This is a genomic window from Streptomyces tanashiensis, assembly GCF_014648895.1.
GTDB classification, from domain to species: domain Bacteria; phylum Actinomycetota; class Actinomycetes; order Streptomycetales; family Streptomycetaceae; genus Streptomyces; species Streptomyces tanashiensis.
The window spans coordinates 263,521-282,548 of sequence record NZ_BMRZ01000008.1 but is presented as its reverse complement, the minus strand read 5'-3'; the positions used below and the strand labels follow the sequence as shown (position 1 = coordinate 282,548).

The window sequence follows — 19,028 nt, the reverse complement described above, 5'->3', positions numbered from 1 at the left end:
AGAGATGTTCTCGATGAGCTGATAGGTGCGGCCTATGGCTCGGTCGCCGGGGTGGACAAGCGAATTCGATCGCGTCATCGGAAATGCCTCTTTGACTTGCGCGGAGAATTCTCCGAGGGTGATCGGGCCATGAATTCTTTTCCGCACCCCACCCCGCCGGCGGACCGCTTCGGCCGGGTCCACACGGATCTGCGGGTCTCGCTCACCGACCGCTGCAACCTGCGCTGCGCGTACTGCATGCCGGCCGAGGGCCTCGACTGGCTGCCCCGGCCCGAGCTGCTCACCGACGACGAGGTGGTACGCCTCGTCCGCGTCGCCGTCCGGCGCCTGGGCACCACCGCCGTACGGCTGACCGGCGGCGAACCGCTCCTGCGCCGCGGCCTGCCCGGCCTCGTCGCCCGCCTCCACGCCCTGGACCCCGCCCCCGAACTGTCCCTCACCACCAACGGCATCGGCCTGGCGCGGAGCGCGGACGCCCTGCGCGAGGCCGGACTGAGCCGGGTCAACGTCAGCCTCGACACCCTGCGCCCCGAGCGGTTCGCCGAGATCACCCGGCGCGACCGGCTCGCCGACGTCCTGGACGGGCTGCGCGCCGCCCGCGCCGCCGGCCTCGCCCCGGTGAAGATCAACGCGGTCCCGGTCCGCGGGGTCAACGACGACGAGATCGCCGACCTGGCGGCCTTCGGCGCGGAGCACGGATACGTGACGCGGTTCATCGAGTCGATGCCGCTCGACGCGCAGGGTGCCTGGGACCGTGACCGCATGGTCACCGCAGAAGAGATCCTGCGCCGCCTCGGCGAGCGCTTCGACCTGGTCCCGGCCGACCGGCGGGACAACGCGCCCGCCGAGGAGTGGCGGATCGCCGGCACCGACGCCGTGGTCGGCGTCATCGCCAGCGTCACCCGCCCGTTCTGCGGGGGCTGCGACCGGGTGCGGCTCACCGCCGACGGGCAGCTCCGCAACTGCCTGTTCGCCACCGAGGAGTCCGACCTGAGGGCCCTGCTGCGCGGCGGCGCCGACGACGCGGCCCTCGAAGCCGCCTGGCGGAGCTCGATCCGCGGCAAGGGTCCGGGCCACGCCATCGGCGGCCCCGAGTTCCGCCGCCCGGAACGGCCCATGTCGGCCATCGGAGGCTGAGCGGATGAGCACGTCGCCCATGAGCCGCACGACGACCCCGGAGCGCGGCGACCCGGCACTTCCCGCCGTCGACTGGGAGCGGGCCGGGGAACTGGCCCGCGACAGCGCCGGGCCGCCGCTGCCCGCCGTCACCCGAGGCCTCGCCGAGGCCCTCGGGCACGCCCTCGCGGCGCCGCTGAGGGCGCTCACCGATCTGCCGCCCTTCGACACCTCTGCGATGGACGGCTGGGCCGTGGCGGGCCCCGGACCGTGGCGGCCGCGCGCGGGGGGCGTGCGTGCGGGCGAGGAGCCCGGACCGCTCGGCGCCGGCACCGCCGTGCGCATCGCCACCGGCGCCCCCGTCCCGGCGGGGGCGAGCGCGGTGCTCCGGCGGGAGCACGGGGAGATCGAGGAGGCGACCGGCCTCCTGAGCGAGCACCCGGCCGGGACGGCCGTGCCCGGGCGGGACATCCGGCCGAGGGGACAGGAGTGCCGGACGGACGACGTCCTGCTGCCCGCCGGTACGACCGTGACCGCGCGGGTCCTCGGCCTCGCGGCCGCGGCCGGGTACGACCGGCTCGCCGTGCACCGCAGGCCCACCGTGGAACTCCTCGTCCTCGGCGACGAGTTGCTGGATTCCGGCCCGCCCCGGCACGGCCGGGTCAGGGACGCCCTCGGCCCGCTGCTCGCGCCGTGGCTGCGCGACAGAGGCGCGGAGCTCGTCGGCCACCGTCGGATCCCCGACGACCCGGCCCCGCTGCGCGCGGCCCTCCGGGACTCCACCGCCGACGTCGTGCTCACCACCGGCAGCACCGCCGCCGGACCGGTGGACTTCCTGCACGACGCCCTCGCCGCGACGGGCGCCCGGCTGCTCGTCGACTCCGTCGCGGTACGGCCCGGCCACCCGATGCTCCTCGCCGAGCTGCCGCCCGCCGCCGACGGCAGGCCCCGCCTCCTGGTGGGCCTGCCCGGCAACCCGCTGGCCGCCGTCGCCGGCACGGTCACCCTCGCCGTACCGCTGCTGCGACGCCTCGGCGGGCACGCGGACGCCGAACCGCTCCGAACCGCCGCGGCCGCCGCGCTGCCCGGGCACCCGCGGGACACCCGGCTGCTTCCCGTACGACGCACGGACCGGGGAGCGCGGCCGCTCCCGTTCGACGGACCGGCGATGCTGCGGGGGCTCGCGTGCGCCGACGGCCTCGCCGTGGTCCCGCCCGGCGGCGTGGACGCCGGGGCGACCGTGGAGGTCCTGCCCCTGTCCGCCGGCTGAGCTCCGTACCTCCCGCTCCCTCACGATCCCGCCCCGACCACCCCCTGCTCCCTCACGATCCCGCCCCGACCCCGTCAGGACCCGCACCATGACGCACAGCCCCGACCCCGCCGACCCGGTCCGGCTCCTCGCCGTACGCGACACCCCGCTCTCCCTCGACGAGGTGTACGCGGCCGTGGGCGACGACGCCGCGGGCGGCACCGCCCTCTTCGTCGGCACCGTCCGCGACCACGACGGCGGGCGGCCGGTGACCTCCCTGGGGTACAGCGCCCACCCCGGCGCCGAGGCCGAGCTGCGCCGCGTCGCCGAGAAGGTCGCCGCCGACTTCCCCGTCCGCGCCCTCGCCGCCGTCCACCGCACCGGCCTGCTCGCCGTGGGCGAGGTCGCCGTCGTCGCGGCCGTCTCCTGCCCGCACCGTGCGGAGGCCTTCGCCGCCTGCGAGCGGCTCGTCGACGACCTGAAGCACCAGGTGCCGATCTGGAAGCACCAGGTCTTCACGGACGGTGCCGAGGAGTGGGTCGGCGCGTGCTGACCGGCCCGCGGCGCGCGGCCGCCCGCCTGGGGCGCGCGCTCTCCCCGAGGGGCGCGCTCGCCCTGCAGAGCGTGGACGGCGCCCTCTCCTTCGCCCTGCGCGCCGCCCTCGCCATGGCGCTGCCCGCGCTGCCGATGGCGCTCGCCGGGCGGGCCGACCAGGCCGTCTACGCGATGCTGGGCTCCTTCACCACCACGTTCGGCCGCAACCTGCCCTACGCGCGCCGGGCCCGTGTGCTCGCCGTCGTCGCCGTCGCGATGACCGCGTGCGTGGGCTGCGGCGCGGCGCTCGCCGCCTGGGCCCAGCCACGGAACGGGGGAGCGGGCGCCGCCCTCACGGTCGTGGCCACCGCGCTGGTGGCGGGCCTCGCGAAGTTCGCCTGCGACGCGGCCCGGCTCGGCGGCCTCGGCGCCGTGCTGCTGCTCTTCTCCTTCGCGGTGGCGGCCAACGGCGCCTCCACCCCCTCCGACGTCCTGCCCCAGGCCGGTCTGGCCGCGTGCGGTGCGGCCGTCGCCTGGGTCCTCGCGGTGGCGGGCCGGCTCGTGCACCCGGACCGTCCGCAGCGGCTCGCCGTCGCCGCCGCCCTGCGCGAACTCGCGGACCTGTGGGACGCGACCGGGACGGGGCCGGGCGGCGCGACCCGGACGAGTCCCGGCGGTACCGGTCCCGGTGGTACCGGTCCGGGCGGTGCCGGTGGTCCGGGCGACGGTGCCAGGCCCGTACGGCACCGGGCGACCGCCGCCGTGCTCCAGGCGTACCGCACGCTCGGCGTCCTGCCCCCTTCGGGCGCCGAGTGGCGCGGCCGGGGCGACACCTGTGTCCGCCTCACCGACCTCTCCTGGTCGCTGCTCGTCGGTTCTGCCCGCCGCCCGCCGAACGACCCGACCGGTCTGGCCCGCACCCTGCGCCGCCAGGTGCGGCTGCTCGTCAGCCGCCGCCGGCGGGCCCCGCGGCTCCTGCCCGAACTGGCGCTCCCCGTCCTGATCGCCCAGGCCGGCATGCTCGCCCGCCCCGAGCCCGGAGCAGGAGCAGGAGCAGGAACAGGAACAGGATCCGGAGGACCCGGCCCCGTCCGGGCCGGCCCGACCACCCTGCGCGCCGCCGAACTCCGGGCCGCCGCCCTCGTGACGGGACCGGCCCACGGCCGGGCGGCGGTGCTCCTCGTGCCCGCCCTGCGCATGGTCCTCGGCACCGGTCTCGCGGGCGGGGCGGCCCTCCTCCTGGGCCTCGGGCACGGCTACTGGGCGGCGATCTCCGCCGCCGCCGTCCTCCACTCGATCAACGTGCGGACGGCGGCCCAGCGGGCCGTCCAGCGCACCCTCGGCACGGTCGCGGGCCTCCTGCTCGCCCTCGGCGTCCTCGCCCTGGAGCCCGAGCCGGTGGAACTCGTGCTCGTGATCGTGCTGTTCGAGTTCCTCCTGGAGTACGTCGTGGCACGCAACTACGGCCTCGGCGTCGTCTTCCTCACCCCGCTGGCGCTGCTCATGACCGACCTGGCCGCACCCTCGCCGGCCGGGTCCCTCGTGCAGGACCGGGCGCTGAGCAGCGTGCTCGGCGTCGCCGTCGCGCTCGGCTGCGCCCTGCTGGTGGTCCACGACCGGGCGGCGGTACGGGCGGAGCGCGCGCTGGCCGCCTGCACGGCGGCCTCGGAGCGGGCCGAGCGGGCCCTGGAGGAGGGCGACCCGCGGTCGTTCCCGCTCGTGCAGACGCGCCTCGCGGCGGCCGCGGTGGAGCTGCGGGAGGCGGACGACGCCGCGGCGGGCGAGCTGTGGCCGGCGGAGATCGACCCCACCGAGCTCGCCGCCGCGGAGCGTCGCGCGTACCTCCTCCTGGACCGGCTGGTCCGCCGGGGGTGACGGGGCGTCAGGAGGCGGGCGCGATCGTCACCTTGACGTGCTTCATGATCGGCTGATCGCTCTGGGTGCTGTAGTCGCCCAGGGCGCACAGCACGTTCATCTCCGGCATGTAGCCGGCCGCGCAGCCGCGCGGGATGTCGTACGGGACGGCGAGGTAGCCCTTCAGGTGCCGCCGGCTGCCGTCCTTGGCGGTGCTCGTGATGTCGACGGCGCCCATGTCGGCGATCCCGCGCTCGCGCATGTCCGCCCGGTTCATGAAGACCAGCGTGCGGAGGTTCTTGATGCCCCGGTAGCGGTCGTTGTCGGAGTAGATGGTGGTGTTCCACTGGTCGTGGGAGCGCATGGTGCCCAGTGCCAGGGTGCCGGGGGCGGGCACCACGTCGGGCAGCTCGGCGCTGGAGAACTCGGCGCGCCCGGACGGGGTGAGGAAGACCAGTTCGCGGGCGGGCTGCTTGATGCGGAAGCCGAGCGGCAGCCGGACGCGCCGGTTGAAGTCCTCGAAGCCGTCGAGCGCCCGGGCCATGGTGTCCCGAATGCGGTCGTAGTCCTCGATGTACCACTCCCAGGGCGTGGCGCTGTCGGGCAGCGCGGCGCGCGCCATGCCGGCGACGATGGCCGGCTCGGAGAGCAGGTGCGGCGAGGCGGGCTTCTTCATGCCGATGGACAGGTGCACCATGCTCATCGAGTCCTCGACGGAGGTGCTCTGGACCCCCTTGCGCTGGTGGTCCTTCTCGGTCCGGCCGAGGCAGGGGAGGATGAGGGCCTGCCGGCCGTGGACGAGGTGGCTGCGGTTCAGCTTGGTGCTGACCTGGACGGTGAGCTCGCAGTTGCGCAGCGCCGCGTAGGTGTACGGGGTGTCGGGGGCCGCGAGCGCGAAGTTGCCGCCCATGCCGATGAAGACCTTGATCTCGCCGTCGTGCATCGCCTTGATGCTCGCGACGGTGTCCTTGCCGTGGGCCCGGGGCGGTTCGATCTCGCAGGCCTCGGCGAGCCGGTCCAGGAACTCCTCGGCCGGGCGGTGGTCGATGCCGCAGGTGCGGTTGCCCTGGACGTTGCTGTGGCCGCGGACGGGGGAGGGGCCGGCGCCCTCCCGGCCGAGGTTGCCTCGGAGCAGCAGCAGGTTGACGATCTCCCGTACGGTGTCGACGCCGTGCTCGTGCTGGGTGATGCCGAGACACCAGCTGACGATGGAGCGGTCGGCCTCGCCGTACACGCGGGCCGCCTTCAGGATGTCCGCGCGGCTCAGCCCGGACTGCCGTTCGAGTTCCTCCCACGGTGTGGCCTCGCACAGGGCGCGGTACTCCTCGAAGCCGGAGGTGTGCCGCTCGATGAACTCCCGGTCCAGGGCCTTCGGATCGGTCGGCGACTGCTCCAGGATCGCCTTGGCCATGCCGCGCAGCAGCGCCATGTCGCCGCCGATGCGCGGCTGGAGGTTGAGCGTGCTGGTCCTCGTCGTCTTGAAGAGGGCCATGTCGGTGAAGTCGTGCGGGACGATGGTGCGGGTGGCGGCGGCCTCGACGAGCGGGTTGACGTGCACGATCTGTGCGCCGCGGTGGTAGGCCTCGGCCAGGGCCGTGAGCATCCGGGGCGCGTTCGAGGCGGCGTTGACGCCGAAGATGAACAGCGCGTCGGCGGTCTCCCAGTCCTGGAGGTCGACGGTGCCCTTGCCGGTGCCCAGGGAGGCCTGCAGAGCGCGGCCGCTGGCCTCGTGGCACATGTTGGAGCAGTCGGGCAGGTTGTTCGTGCCCAGCTCGCGGGCCATCAGCTGGTAGAGGAAGGTGGCCTCGTTGCCGAGCCGGCCGGAGGTGTAGTACGCGGCCTGGTTCGGGTCCGCCAGGCCGCGCAGGGTGCGGCCGACGAGCGAGAAGGCGTCCTTCCAGCTGATAGGGACGTAGTGGTCCGACTCCGGGTCGTAGACCATCGGTTCGGTGAGGCGGCCCTCGTTCTCCAGGTCGTAGTCGCTCCATCCGGCGAGCTCGGTCACGGAGTGGGCGGCGAAGAACTCGCTCCCGACCCGCTTGCGGGTCATCTCCCAGGTGACGTGCTTGATGCCGTTCTCGCAGATGTCCAGGTGGAGACCCTTGGTGTCGTCGGGCCAGGCGCAGCCGGGACAGTCGAAACCGGTGTTCTCGTGGTTCATCCGCATGATCGCGCGCGGTCCGTCGACCAGCGCGCCCTCGCGCACGAGGAAGTTCGTCACGCTCTTCGCGGCGCCCCAGCCCGCGGCCGGGTGGTGGTACGGATGGAACTCCGGCTCGCCCTCGGGGGTCGGACCCACCCGGGGTTCGTGGGGTTCCCGCTCGTCCTGGTCGATGCTCTCGTCCTGGTCGGTGCTCAAGGCGCTTCACCCTCTCGCCCTGCGGACGCATGGGCATGGTGGGACAAAAGGACCCCTTCGGGCAGGCTATGCCCGGTGCTGGGGGCCTGCCACTCAACGCGGACGGGCGCCCGCGCCGTGCTGCGTACCGGATCATGGGCCCCTACGCTGGCGCTGTCTGTTTCCTCCGTACTTGTCGTCTTTCGTGGGAGCGTCATGGCCGTACCCCAGCCCGTCGTCGCCCCGCCCGCCCGGGCGGCCGTCTTCCTGGTGGCCACCGTCAACCCGGGCGGTGAGACCGCGGTGCGGGAGGCGCTCCGGAACGTGACGGGACTGACCCGTTCGGTGGCGTTCCGTGCGCCCGACGCGCACCTCAGCTGCGTCGTGGGCATCGGCTCCGACGGCTGGGACCGGCTCGTCGGGGGTCCCCGCCCCCGCGAGCTGCACGGTTTCCCGCCCCTGCGGGGCCCCCGCCACCGCGCGCCGGCCACCCCCGGCGACCTCCTCCTCCATCTGCGGGCCCGGCGCCTGGACCTCTGCTTCGAACTGGCCCGGCACATCGTCGCCGCCCTCGGTGCCGCCGTGACCGTCGTCGACGAGGTGCACGGCTTCGCGTACTTCGACGACCGCGACCTGCTCGGTTTCGTCGACGGCAGCGAGAACCCCGAGGGCGTGACGGCCGCCGGCGCGGTCCACATCGGCGACGAGGACCCGGACTTCCGGGGCGGCAGCTACGTGATCGTCCAGAAGTACGTGCACGACATGGCGGCCTGGGACGCGCTCACCGTCGAACAGCAGGAGCACGTCATCGGGCGCGGCAAAGGGTCCAACATCGAACTGTCCGACGACGCCAAGCCCGCGGACTCGCACGTCGCCCTGAACACGGTCACCGACGAGGACGGCGTGCAGCAGCAGATCTTCCGCGCGAACATGCCGTTCGGCCAGGCCGGCAGCGGCGAGTTCGGCACCTACTTCGCCGGCTACGCGCGGACGCCCGCCGTGACCGAGCGGATGCTCCGCAACATGTTCCTCGGCGACCCGCCCGGGAACACGGACCGCATCCTCGACTTCTCCCGGGCCATGACCGGCGGCCTGTTCTTCGTGCCGAGCGCCGGCCTCCTCGACGACCTCCCCGCCCCCTCGGCCGCCGCCGTCCCGGGGGAGTCCCTGGGCATCGGCAGCCTGAAAGGAGTCCACGCCCCATGACGTCCCCCGAGACCACCAGCAACCTCCACCGCGAACTCGCCCCGATCACCGCGGCCGCGTGGGCCGAGATCGAGGAGGAGGCCCGCCGCACCTTCCGCCGCAACGTCGCGGGCCGCCGCGTCGTCGACGTCCCCGGCCCGGCCGGCCCGGAGCTGTCCGCCGTCGGCACCGGCCACCTCTCCGACCTCGCCCCGCCCTCGCCCGGCGTCACGGCGCGGCTGCGCGAGGCGCGTCCCCTCGTCGAACTCCGGGTGCCGTTCACCGTCGACCGGGCCGCCGTCGACGACGTCGAGCGCGGCTCGAAGGACTCCGACTGGCAGCCCGTCAAGGACGCGGCCCGCGCACTGGCCTTCGTCGAGGACCGCACGGTCTTCGACGGGTACGGGGCGGCGGGCGTCGAAGGGCTGCGCGCCCGCACCTCGAACCCGGTGCTGCGGCTGCCCGCCGAGCCCCGCGACTACCCCGACGCCGTCAGCAGGGCCCTCACCTCCCTGCGGCTCGCCGGCGTCGACGGTCCGTACGCGCTGCTGCTCGGCGCCGACCAGTACCGGGCGGTGAGCGAGACCTCCGACCACGGCTACCCCATCGCCGCCCACCTCGCCCGGATGCTCGACGGCTCCCCGATCTGGGCGCCCGCCCTCGACGGCGGCTTCGTCCTCTCCACCCGGGGAGGCGACTTCGAACTGCGCATCGGCCAGGACGTGGCGGTCGGCTACACCTCGCACGACGCGACCAGCGTCGAGCTCTACCTCCAGGAGACCCTGACCTTCCTGACCTACACCGACGAGGCAGTCGTCGTCCTGGAGCCCTGAGCCGTGGACCCACGCCTCCTCGGCGCCGTGCCCCGGCTCGCCGGGGCCGCGCTCGTCGGCGCGGCGACCGGCGCGGCCGTCGCCGCCGCGACCGACGTGCCCCTGGGCGTCCTCGCGGGCATCGCCACGGCCGAGACCCTCTTCGTCATCACCGGCTGGCTCGTGCTGTGGCCCATGGACGCCGCCACGACCCACCGGAACGTCCGGCGCGAGGAGTTCCGGCCCGTCGTCGAGGAACTCCTCGTCGTCTCGGCCTCCCTGTGCGGGCTCGTCGCCATCGTCGTGCTGCTCCTGGTCGGCAACACCGACCTGAGCCACGCGGCCGCCGCGACCGCGCTCTGCGGCGTCTTCATGGCCTGGGCGGCGCTCCACCTCACGTACGCCGCCCGGTACGCGTACCTCTACTACGCCCTGAAGCCCGGCGGCGGGATCGACTTCAACTCCCCGCTGCCGCCGAAGTACAGCGACTTCCTCTACTTCAGCTTCAACCTCGGCATGACCTACCAGGTCTCCGACACGAACGTGTCCAGCCCCACGGTCAGGTCGGTGGTCCTGCGGCACTGCGTGCTGTCGTACGTCTTCGGGGCCAGCATCCTGGCCACCACCATCAACCTCGTCACCGGGATCGTCACCGGCTGACCGGGGCGGGCACGGCGAGGGCCGGTGACGCCGGGACCGGGTGCGGCGGTCGCCGGCGCGCCGTCAGCCGAGCGAGACCACGACCGCGGTCGTCCGGCCCTCCGGCGTGTCGTACGTGACGGTGTCGCCGGCGCGGTGGCCGAGCAGGGCCCGGCCGAGCGGGCTGTCGGCGGTGACCAGGGTGGCGTCGAGGGCGTTCGCCAGCTCGCCGATCTGGACGGTCGACTCGGTGCCGTCCGCGAACCGCACGGTCACGCTGCTCCCCACACCGACCGCGTCGGTGGACGGAGCCCCCGCGACGGCGCCCTCCTTCAGCCGCCCCTCGATCTCGGTGATGCGGGTGTCGAGCCGGTCGAGCTCGTCGGCGCGCTGCAACTCGTCGGCCTGGTCGGCCCGGTCGCCGACCTCGTCCCCGCCGCCGCCCCGCAGGGTGACGGCGACGGCCTCGCGTTCGGTGCGCAGATCGGCGAGCTCGCGCTGGAGCGCCTCGCGGGCGACGGCGCTGAGGGGCTCGGGTCCACCGGTCATTGCTGCTCCCGATACTGCGGCGGCATCCACGTGTGCCGAGGGTCATTAAGGACAATTCGGAGATTATCAGGCGCGTGGCCGGAGGGGCGGGGGGCTCGCGTCAGCTGCCGCTCGGACTCGCCTTGGGCTCCGTCACCGGGATGTCGAAGACATGGTCCGGGGTCACGATCCGCGTGATGGCCTGACCGAAGAGCGTGCTGGGCTCGTTGTTGTCGTGCAGCACGTCCGTGTTGAGGAGGACGACCAGGGTCGCCTTCGCCTCCGGGAGGTAGATCGTGAGCGACTCGTAGCCGGGCAGGGAGCCGTTGTGGCCGATCCAGCCCTGGACGTCGAAGATGCCGAGGCCGTAACCGGCGCCGGGGACGCCCGAGGGGTACGTGTGCAGCCGCTCCGCCTGCGTCGCCGGCGTGAGCAGCGTGCCGGTCGCGACCACCCGGGCCCAGGTGCGCAGGTCCTCCAGGTCGGAGATCATCGCACCGGCCGCCCAGCCCCAGGAGGGATTCCAGTCGGTGGAGTCCTCCAGCTTCCCCGACGCGGTCTGCTCGGTGTAGCCGTGGGCGTGCGGGCTCGGGAACGCGGCGTCCGTCGGGAACACCGTGTGGCGCAGTCCGGCCGGCTCGACGACGTTCTTCTGGATGAACTCGTGGAGCGGGGTCCCGCTGACCTTCTCCACGACCAGCCCGAGCAGGATCAGATTCGTGTTGCAGTAGTCGAACTCGGCGCCCGGCTGGAACTGGATCGGGTGCTTGAAGGAGTAGTCGAGCAGCTCCTGCGGGGTGAAGGGCCGGTACGGATCGGACGTGAGCGCCTTGTAGAACCCCTCGTCCGCAGAGTAGTTGAAGAGACCGCTGCGCATCGACGCCAGGTTGCGCAGGGTGATCTTGTCGCCGTTCGGCACCCCGTCGACGTACTTCGAGATCGGGTCGTCCAGGTTCACCTTGCCCTGGTCGACCAGTTCGAGCAGGGCGGTCACCGTGAAGGTCTTGGTCTCGCTGCCGATCCGCATGTACAGCCCGGGGTTCATGGGCTCGTCCGTGACCTTGTCGGCGACGCCGAAGGAGCGGATGTACGTGCCCTTGCCGGGAGCGGAGAGGGCGACGCTGACACCCGGGACGCCGGTCTCCTTCATCACGTCCCGGACCGCCCGGTCCAGGCGGGCGGCGACCACGGGGGTGAGTTCCGGGAAGTCCCCGTCCGCCGAGGGCGACGGGGCCGCCGCCACGAGGGCGGCGGGGCCGGGGGGTTCGGCCGCGAAGGCCGCACCCGCGCCGACGGGGGCGACGAGGATGCCCAGGGCCGCGAGAGCCGCGCAGACGCGCCGGTTCCGTGCGTGCGAGTACCTCACGGCGGGCCTCCTGCCGGCCGGGGACAACACTCCATCTCCAGGCTAGGTCGCCGCCGACGCCCCCGCATCGCGACCCTGCCCGTCTGTTAGGTTGCGGTTCCTTGGCCCCGGGTCGACAGGGAGAAGCGCACGATGGCCGTCATCCACCACACCACGATGCAGCCCACCAAGCTGGAGCTGCTCGCCGAGTGGCTGCCCGGCCGCCCCTGGTACGCCGGAGGGGCCGGCGGGCCGAGCCCGGCCAAGGCGGGCGGATTCCGTCTGGACGACCCCGCGGGCGAGGTGGGCATCGAGTTCATGGCGGTCACCGACGGCACCGGTCCCGACGCGGTCACCTACCTGGTCCCGATGACCTACCGGGGCGCGCCCCTGGAGGGCGCCGAGCACGCCCTCATCGGCACCTCCGAGCACGGCGTCCTCGGCACGCGCTGGATCTACGACGGCGTCCACGACCCGGTGCTCGTCGAGCGGTTGTACGCCCTGCTCGCCGGGCGCGCCGAGGCGCAGGCCCAGTCCGTGGACAACACGACCGACCCCACCGTCGCCGCCTCGCTGGCCCCCGCCGGTGCCGAAGCGGAGCTCGTACGGGTCACCGAGGGCGCCGACCGCACGGACGTGGTGGTGCGGGAGGCCGACGCGGCCGAGCCGCTGACCCTCCGGGTGCGGCGCGTCCTGCGCGACGGTGAGGACGGCGGGCAGGGCCGCGGCCGGGTCACCGCCGAGTGGCGCCTCTCCGACGGGACCACCGCGCGCGGCGCGTTCACCGTCGCCCTCGCGGAGGCGAGCCGGTAGCGCCGGCCCGGAACCGGCGCACACGGCGCCTCGGCCCGACCGCCGGTCCCTCAGACCCAGTTGACCTCCGCCTTGGCCAGCAGCGGGTCGTCCACCAGCTCCCACAGCGCGACGGCGAAGTTCCCCGTGCGGTACCGGCCGCCGAAGTGCAGCCCGAGCACCCGGTGGTCGGTCAGGTCGAACACGGGGGAGCCGCTGTTGCCGCCGAGCGTCGAGCAGTCGTGCTTCATCACCAGGCCGCCGGGGGTGAACTCGGTGGCCGCGCCCGGCTGGAGCCGCTTCACGTTGTAGACGTCCATGAAGATCCGGCGCATCGACTCGGGCTCGTTGCGCCGGCCGTCCCAGGCCGGGTAGCCGATCACGTACACCGGACGGCCCGGCACGCTCGCCGGCGCGTCCGCCGCGATCGCCAACGGCGTCGGCAGGCCGTCCTCCGACGAGGGCTCGACGCGGAGCAGCGCCATGTCGACGTCGGGGTGGATGCCGATGACGTCCGTGATCTCGTACGGCACCGAGGGCCCGGGCGGCTCGCCCTCGGCGGGCAGCTCCTCCGCCGGGTCGACCCGCGCCGACATGCCGAACTCGAGCATCCAGCGCTCGTCCTCGAAACGGCTGAACTCCGCCGCCACATGACGGTTCGTCATCACCGTGCGCGGGCCGACCAGGAACGCCGTGCCGATCCAGTCCAGACTGGGGTGCCCGGTGACCTCGACCCGGCCGACCCGCGCGAGGGACTCCCTGATCGCGGGCCGCTGCGCCTCCAGGACCGACCACTCGTACTGCTGCGGCGCGAAGTCCTGGCGCTGGACCAGGATCGCGGGCCGGCCCTCCAGGAGGACGATCGCCTCCACGCCGAAGGCCTCGTCCTCGTCGAGCTCGTCCTCGCGGTGTCCGGCGATCTTCTCCAGGCCGCCGACCCCCGCCTCCAGGACGCGTGCCCGTTCCTCACGGGCGAAGCGGGAGATCTCGGCCGCCGGTGCCACCGCGGCGGGCAGTTCGAGCGCGGACTCGGCGATCTCCGCCTCCAGCTCCGCGCGCACCCGCGCGGCGACCTCCCGCAGATCACCGAAGATCCGCTCGGCGCCGGTCTCCACCGGCGACACGCTCCGTGGTCCGTTCGGCATGCTCGCTCACCTCGGTTCCGCGTTCGCTCTCCCCCGGACCGGCCGTCCCGACTGGGCCGCCATGATCTCCTCGTACAACTCCGGCCGGAACTCCCTGAGATGGGCCAGGATGCCGCTCATCTGGGTGCCCACGTTCACGAACCGCGTGCGGGCGCCCTGGAACTCGACCTCGTCCACCTTCCGCGTCCCCCGGTGCAGCCCCACGACCGTCCAGTCGTCGAGGCAGACCGGGGAGCCGGAGGAGCCGCCCCGGGTGTCCGTGAAGTACAGGATGTCGTGCTCGTCCGCCCGGTAGACCAGGTTGTTGCGCAGCGCGACCCGCTTCGGCAGTCCGCCCGGGTGCTGGATGATGTTGACCGGGACGCGCTGCCGCTCCCCGACGAGCAGCGGACGGGTCGCGACGCGCAGCGTCGGACGCTCGTCCTGGTCGGCGGAGAGCCGCACGATCGCGTAGTCGAGCGCCACGTCCCAGGCCGCCAGCTCGCCCGCCGTCGCCTCCGGCGCGGCCGCCGCGTCCTCGACGAAGTCGAAGCGCGAACGAGACATGAGCGCCTGGAGCCGCAGGTCCTCGTCGCTCACGTACGGCCGGACACCCGACTCCCACGAACGCGCCATCACCACATGGTGGTTGGTGACGAGCAGCCCGGGGGCGATCATCCAGCCGGTGCCGCCGTGCGGGTACGAGGGCAGGAGGGGCGCGCCCGACTCGTACGGCGGGATCCGCAGCAGCGCGACGGAGGCGCCGGCCCGGATGCCGCCGTGCAGGAACTCGTACGGCACGGTGTCGTCCTGGAGGACGATCTCCTCCTTCATCTCCCCGGGCATCATCTCCGCCGGGAGCTCCGCCTCCCCGGTGATCGCGCGGGCCACCGTGTCCAGAGCGCCCTGCAGGACGGCGCGGGGGCCCTGCTCGTGGGTCTGCTCGATCGCGTTGTGCAGCCAGATCTCCAGCGGCACCAGACCGTCGAGGAGGCGCTCCACCTGGTTCATCGCGTTGAGGTCGGCGTGCGCCTGCTCCCGGGGGTCGGCCAGCGGTTCGAAGGTGGCCGTGAAATAGCCGGGAATGCCCTTGAGCAGGGCCGGGCGCAGGGCCCGGTCGGCGAGGCCGGCCTGCGTGGCGGCGTTGCGGACCCGGACCAGCTCCTCCTGCGCCAGGAAGGGCACCTTGCGGAGGGCCGCACCGGCCGCGTTCGGCGGCGGGCGCGTCCACAGGCCCGTACCGTCGTGCCGGGTGTGCGGACCGGGCCCCGGCTCCGCGACCCGGCCGGCCGCCTCGGGCCCGCGCGCGGCCGGGCCCGCGTCCATCGCCGAGGCCACCCCGAGCAGCAGGTCGCCGCTGCCGTCCCGGAGCGTCAGAGCCTCCCGGGCGACGCCGTCCAGGGTCCCGCGCCGCCGGGCCTCCCGCAGGTCCCGCTCGATCCGCTCCAGGTCCGGACGGCCGGCGTCCGCGGCTGCCCCGCCCTCTCGGCCGGCGGCGGACTCCAGGATGCGGGTCAGCGGCACGAGGAGGCCGGGCTCGTCCGTGAGGGTGGTGTCGATCCAGAGGGCCAGCTCGGTGACCACCGCCTCCTCGTCCGCCGGGAGCCCCACGAGCCGCAGCGTGTGCTCCAGGATGCCCGGGTCCGCCCGGCACGCCGTGGCCGCGGCCGTACGGGCCAGGTACGGCTGCCGGGCCAGGTCCGCGTCCGGCATCCCGCGCAGCGTCCGGGCGAGGCGCTCCTCCGCCGGCGCGGCGTCGAGGTCCGCGAGCGCCGCGAGCCGGGACCGGGCCACCAGGACGCCCAGCGACTCGTAGCGCAGTCCGAGGCCCGCGGCGATCTCCTCCGCCTCCTGGAGGTCACGGTCCGCCGCCGCGAAGTCGCCCGTGTCCTGGGCGAGCCGGGCCGACAGCTGGAGCAGTTCGAGCTGGGTCTCCGCGCAGCCGGCCTCCTCCGCCCGGTCCACCGCCCGCTCGGCGCCCGCGCGGGCCTCCGCCGTGCGCCCGGAGCGGGCGAGGGTCTCGGCGAGCAGCGCGTGCAGCCTGCTGCACGGCGTCCACGGCCGCCGCTCCGCGAGCCGCTGGCCCGCGGCCTCCACGTACCCCTGGGTGAGGAGGTCCTCGACCTCGCGCGCCGCGATCCGCTCCCAGTCCTCCTGGTCGGCCGCGGTCATGATCTGGTCGGGCACGTGGCCGCCGATCCTGCCGAGGAGGAACGCGGCCGAGCGGTGCGCCATCTCGTGGTGGGTCGAGCCGCCCAGGTACGGGACGACACCGGGCTCCCAACGGGCCTCCACCGTGCGGGGGTTCTCGCCGAGCCGGAGCCGGTGGTAGATCTCCTCGGCGCGCTCCCGGGGCCCCTCGCGGGCCGCGTAGTACGTGACGGCCCTCCGGTCCACGGCCCGCATCAGATCGGTGCGGGCGCCGTCCGTCAGGCGCAGCATGATGGCCCGCAGGTCGGTCCGGTGCCGGATGGCGTCCGGGCCCGCCGACTCCATCAGGTCGACCCGGGAGGTCAGCAGCCCGTAGAGCCGGCGGGCCTCCCCGGCGCTCTCGACGCGCAGCCCCGCCGGCTCGGCGAGGACCTCCCGGATGAGGTCGGGGGTGATGAAGCGGAGGGCCAGACCCGCCTGGACGAGCGCCCGGACGTCGTCCTCCGCGATGTGGTTGAGGATCCGGTCGTACAGCGTGCCCTGGATGAGCATCTGGTCGACCTGCCGGTCGAAGTAGCGGCGTCGGGAGGGCAGTCCGCGCAGCAGTCCGCCGAGCGAGGGCGAGTCGGTGCCCAGCGCGACCGCCGTCCTGGCGGCGAGCTTGAGGCTCAGCGGATGGCCGCCGATCCGTTCGGCCAGGTCCTCGGCGAGCGGCTCGTCCACCCCGGAGGACATCAGCAGGTCCACCGAGGCCTCGTGGTCGAGCTCGGTCAGCTCCATAGTGCGCGGGGTCAGGACCCGGGCCGGGTGGTCGATCGGCGCGCGCCCCGAGACGACGAACCGAAGGCGTGAGTAGGCCGCCCGCAGGGCCGTCCAGACGGCCCACATGCGGGCGATGACGGGAGAGCCCCGGTACTGGGCCTCCTCGAAGCCGTCGACGACCACGACCAGCGGAGGGGGAGGGTCGCCCGGCGCCGGACGGACGGCCTCGGCGACCAGGGAGGCGGCCCGGTGGGCGAGCTCCTGCTCGCGGGCGCTGGCCCGGGCGTGGAAGTCGGACGAGTGGTCGCGGCCGAGCGTCGCCCGGGTGCCGGCCAGCTGGGACAGTTCGTCGAGCTCGTTGCGCTCGCCGCGCTGGAGCGCCGCCGTCCGCTCGCACTCGTCCGCGAGCTCCTCGAAGGCGGCGCGGTGGGCGGGGTGGTGGACGCCGAGCTGTCGGGCCATCTCCGCGATCACCGTGGCGGGTTCGTGGATGGAGAGCGTCGGACGTGCGAAGTCGATGTAGGCGAAGGGGAATCCGGCGGGACCGGCGGCGGCGAGCGCGTCGACGAGGAACTTGGCGAGCAGGGTGCTCTTGCCGATGCCGCCGACGCCGTGCAGGAGGACGGGCGGTTCGGCGGGCTCCTCGGGCAGCGCGAGATAGGCGTGCAGGGCGTCGAGCTCGGCCGTGCGGCCGTGGAAGGTCCCCCGGACGAGCCGGCGCATCGGCTCCAGCAACCGGGCCCGCTCCAGGCTCTGGTGCACCTCGTCGACGTCGGGCAGCCCGGTGACGCCCGGGACCCGGCTCAGCCAGAGCGTGGCCTGCAGCGCGTCGGAGAGCGCCTCGACCTCGTCGGGGGCCGCCGGGGGAGCGGCGGGCCCCGCTCCCGCCGGAGGCGATCCCGTGCCGGCCGGCGGCAGACCCGTGCCCGCCAGCAGGGCGAGCGCCGTGCGCTCCGGGCCCGGGCCCTCGGGGCGCAGACCGATGTTGGCCCGCAGGAGGCGGAGGGCCGCGCCGGGGCCCGCGAGGCCCTCCAGCGCCGCGTCGCGGATCTCGGGCTTGAGCGTCCACACGGTGGCCCCGGGCGACGGCACGGCCGTGCAGTCGTCGACGAGCTCCAGGACGGCCCGCCCGGTGGCACGCTCCTCACCGGGCAGCCGTAGCAGCGCGGGGTCGAACTCCTGGAGCAGGCAGGCGGCTTCGCGATAGGACCTGCGCAGATCGGGCAGCGCGACGTCGGGGGAGGCGAGCGTGGTGCGCAGGGCGTCGCGCAGCACATGACCGGCCTCGCCCGGCGGCGGTGACGCCGGGGGAAGCGTCCGGTGGAGCCGTACGACATCCTCCACGGCCGTGCACAGCCGGCGCATGTAACTGTCCCCGTCCGCGGTGGAGTCGGGGGAGCCGACGGCCCGCAGCACCTCGGCCACGGCCGTCTCCGTGAGCTCCCGGACGGCCCCGTCCTCCCCGGCGGGCGCCCCGTCGGTGAAGAACTCCCGGAAGAAGGACCGGAGATCGTCCTCGTCGGCGAGCCGGGTGGTGTCACGGCACTCGTTCTTCCGTATCTCGTACGGGAGCTGGCGCATGGTCGTCGCGTAGCCGAGCAGGACCAGGCGCGGCACGGTCTCGCCGCGGACCGGGGTGTGCTCGTAGATCGCCCGCGCCAGGACGCCGATGCAGTCCCACACGTCCGAGTGCGGGTCGAGCCGGTCGCAGTCGTCGAGGACCAGCCAGAAGCGCTCCTCGGCGGCGGTCGCGCGGGCCACGATCCGGTGCGCGGCGTCCTCGAAACAGGGCAGTGGATCGTTCAACCGTGTGGGATTCAACGGGATCCGGTCGGCCTCCGGACCCGCCACGAAGGCCGAGAGCCGCTCCATCAGGCGCGCCGCCGTGGACGTGCGGGAGAGCGTGACCCGGACCGGACGGAAGTCGCAGTGCTGGCCGAGATGGCGGATCAGCTCGTAGGTGTAGGAGCGGCCGCTGTCCGGCGGCCCGTCGACGACGAAGACCGTCTGCTCCGGGTCGGCCAGGAAGTCCCGGAGCTTCTCGCGCAGCTCGCGCCGGTCCAGGAACGCCTCCGTGCCGTGCTTCAGGAGCATGCTGCGGAACGGGTCCCGCGGGGAACGGCGCAGCCGCTCGTCCTCCCGGAGCCGGGTCAGCAGGTTCCGGGCCTCGGCGCCCTGCTCGAAGGCGTGCGGATCGTCGATCGCGGCCAGCGCGTCGAGACCGGCGAGCACGGAGAGCAGCCGGCGCTGGTGGGCGATGTCCCGGCGGGCCGCGGCGACGACGATCAGGGCGTTCCGGCCGGAGTCCGGGGTGAGCGGCAGGTCCTCGACGAAATCCGCGGGCAGGCCCGCGCGCAGCATCCGGTCCCGCGGCTCTGGGGTGTCGAGGAGGTGGTCCCGCACCCAGCCGGCGACCAGCCCCCACTCCGTCTCGGTGAGCGGCATACCGCACCTGCCCGGCGCTCTTCGCGCAGCGCCGGACGCTCCGGCGCCGGACCTGAGATCAGCCGTGACCGGACGTGACCGGTCGAGGTCGGACGAACTGGCTGATCCCTCTCATCGTTTCACCGGGCGGTGACGGCCGCAATCGCTCCCCGGC

Annotated in this window: 13 protein-coding genes; 8 read left to right on the top strand and 5 right to left on the bottom strand. The window is 74.1% G+C overall.

Translation table 11 applies throughout. The features are described 5' to 3' along the window. Window positions 1-129 precede the first annotated feature (129 nt). The 4 genes from moaA to IE237_RS24405 all read left to right on the top strand — a co-directional run bounded on the left by moaA (window position 130) and on the right by IE237_RS24405 (window position 4,774). Window positions 130-1,137, top strand: coding sequence for a GTP 3',8-cyclase MoaA (moaA, locus tag IE237_RS24420; RefSeq protein WP_189804238.1), 1,008 nt, complete (start codon window positions 130-132; stop codon window positions 1,135-1,137). 4 nt (window positions 1,138-1,141) lie between these two features. Beyond that, entirely contained in the window at window positions 1,142-2,386 is a 1,245-nt protein-coding gene (locus tag IE237_RS24415; RefSeq protein WP_189804237.1) for a molybdopterin molybdotransferase MoeA, read from the top strand. An 88-nt stretch (window positions 2,387-2,474) separates the two neighbouring features. Further along, a complete protein-coding gene (locus IE237_RS24410) occupies window positions 2,475-2,918 on the top strand; it encodes a molybdenum cofactor biosynthesis protein MoaE (protein ID WP_189804236.1) in 444 nt (147 codons plus the stop codon). A gap of 113 nt (window positions 2,919-3,031) precedes the next feature. Continuing rightward, on the top strand, window positions 3,032-4,774 hold the full coding sequence (locus tag IE237_RS24405) for an FUSC family protein (RefSeq protein ID WP_229842868.1): 1,743 nt from the start codon (window positions 3,032-3,034) through the stop codon (window positions 4,772-4,774). A gap of 7 nt (window positions 4,775-4,781) precedes the next feature. Here IE237_RS24405 and IE237_RS24400 read toward each other — a convergent pair whose 3' ends face one another. Continuing rightward, window positions 4,782-7,112 (bottom strand): FdhF/YdeP family oxidoreductase, encoded by a 2,331-nt coding sequence (locus IE237_RS24400; RefSeq protein WP_189804235.1) that lies wholly within the window; start codon window positions 7,110-7,112, stop codon window positions 4,782-4,784. A 195-nt stretch (window positions 7,113-7,307) separates the two neighbouring features. Between IE237_RS24400 and IE237_RS24395 the strand changes: the two genes are divergently transcribed. From IE237_RS24395 to IE237_RS24385, 3 genes are read left to right on the top strand one after another with little or no spacing between them, the layout of a single operon-like run. After that, window positions 7,308-8,297 carry a Dyp-type peroxidase gene (locus IE237_RS24395; protein WP_189804234.1) on the top strand — a complete coding sequence of 330 codons (990 nt, stop codon included), beginning with the start codon at window positions 7,308-7,310 and terminating at the stop codon, window positions 8,295-8,297. Then, entirely contained in the window at window positions 8,294-9,109 is an 816-nt protein-coding gene (locus tag IE237_RS24390) for a family 1 encapsulin nanocompartment shell protein (RefSeq protein ID WP_189804233.1), read from the top strand. The genes IE237_RS24395 and IE237_RS24390 overlap by 4 nt, the downstream gene beginning before the upstream one ends. A gap of 3 nt (window positions 9,110-9,112) precedes the next feature. Next, window positions 9,113-9,748 carry a DUF1345 domain-containing protein gene (locus IE237_RS24385; protein ID WP_189804232.1) on the top strand — a complete coding sequence of 212 codons (636 nt, stop codon included), beginning with the start codon at window positions 9,113-9,115 and terminating at the stop codon, window positions 9,746-9,748. Window positions 9,749-9,811: 63 nt separating this feature from the next. Here the strand turns inward: IE237_RS24385 and IE237_RS24380 are convergent, their stop codons facing one another. Both IE237_RS24380 and IE237_RS24375 read right to left on the bottom strand, forming a co-directional pair. Beyond that, window positions 9,812-10,276 carry a GreA/GreB family elongation factor gene (locus IE237_RS24380; RefSeq protein ID WP_189804231.1) on the bottom strand — a complete coding sequence of 155 codons (465 nt, stop codon included), beginning with the start codon at window positions 10,274-10,276 and terminating at the stop codon, window positions 9,812-9,814. A 100-nt stretch (window positions 10,277-10,376) separates the two neighbouring features. Beyond that, complete coding sequence (locus IE237_RS24375; protein ID WP_189804230.1) at window positions 10,377-11,621, bottom strand: serine hydrolase domain-containing protein; 1,245 nt, start codon at window positions 11,619-11,621, stop codon at window positions 10,377-10,379. Window positions 11,622-11,753: 132 nt separating this feature from the next. On the opposite strand from IE237_RS24375, the gene IE237_RS24370 reads away from it, so the two are divergent. Beyond that, window positions 11,754-12,413 (top strand): maltokinase N-terminal cap-like domain-containing protein, encoded by a 660-nt coding sequence (locus tag IE237_RS24370; RefSeq protein WP_189804229.1) that lies wholly within the window; start codon window positions 11,754-11,756, stop codon window positions 12,411-12,413. A gap of 50 nt (window positions 12,414-12,463) precedes the next feature. Here IE237_RS24370 and IE237_RS24365 read toward each other — a convergent pair whose 3' ends face one another. Further along, window positions 12,464-13,537 (bottom strand): trypsin-like serine peptidase, encoded by a 1,074-nt coding sequence (locus IE237_RS24365; RefSeq protein WP_189804228.1) that lies wholly within the window; start codon window positions 13,535-13,537, stop codon window positions 12,464-12,466. Between the two features lie 6 nt (window positions 13,538-13,543). Continuing rightward, window positions 13,544-18,874, bottom strand: a complete 5,331-nt coding sequence (locus IE237_RS24360; RefSeq protein ID WP_189804227.1) for a trypsin-like peptidase domain-containing protein — start codon at window positions 18,872-18,874, stop codon at window positions 13,544-13,546. Window positions 18,875-19,028: the final 154 nt, after the last annotated feature.

Excerpts from the sequence above, each read along its gene's own strand:
- moaA (WP_189804238.1), top strand. The coding sequence starts at position 130 with ATGAATTCTTTTCCGCACCCCACCCCGCCGGCGGACCGCTTCGGCCGG.
- IE237_RS24415 (WP_189804237.1), top strand. The coding sequence starts at position 1,142 with ATGAGCACGTCGCCCATGAGCCGCACGACGACCCCGGAGCGCGGCGAC.
- IE237_RS24410 (WP_189804236.1), top strand. The coding sequence starts at position 2,475 with ATGACGCACAGCCCCGACCCCGCCGACCCGGTCCGGCTCCTCGCCGTA.
- IE237_RS24405 (WP_229842868.1), top strand. The coding sequence starts at position 3,032 with ATGGCGCTGCCCGCGCTGCCGATGGCGCTCGCCGGGCGGGCCGACCAG.
- IE237_RS24395 (WP_189804234.1), top strand. The coding sequence starts at position 7,308 with ATGGCCGTACCCCAGCCCGTCGTCGCCCCGCCCGCCCGGGCGGCCGTC.
- IE237_RS24390 (WP_189804233.1), top strand. The coding sequence starts at position 8,294 with ATGACGTCCCCCGAGACCACCAGCAACCTCCACCGCGAACTCGCCCCG.
- IE237_RS24380 (WP_189804231.1), bottom strand. The coding sequence starts at position 10,276 with ATGACCGGTGGACCCGAGCCCCTCAGCGCCGTCGCCCGCGAGGCGCTC.
- IE237_RS24370 (WP_189804229.1), top strand. The coding sequence starts at position 11,754 with ATGGCCGTCATCCACCACACCACGATGCAGCCCACCAAGCTGGAGCTG.
- IE237_RS24365 (WP_189804228.1), bottom strand. The coding sequence starts at position 13,537 with ATGCCGAACGGACCACGGAGCGTGTCGCCGGTGGAGACCGGCGCCGAG.
- IE237_RS24360 (WP_189804227.1), bottom strand. The coding sequence starts at position 18,874 with ATGCCGCTCACCGAGACGGAGTGGGGGCTGGTCGCCGGCTGGGTGCGG.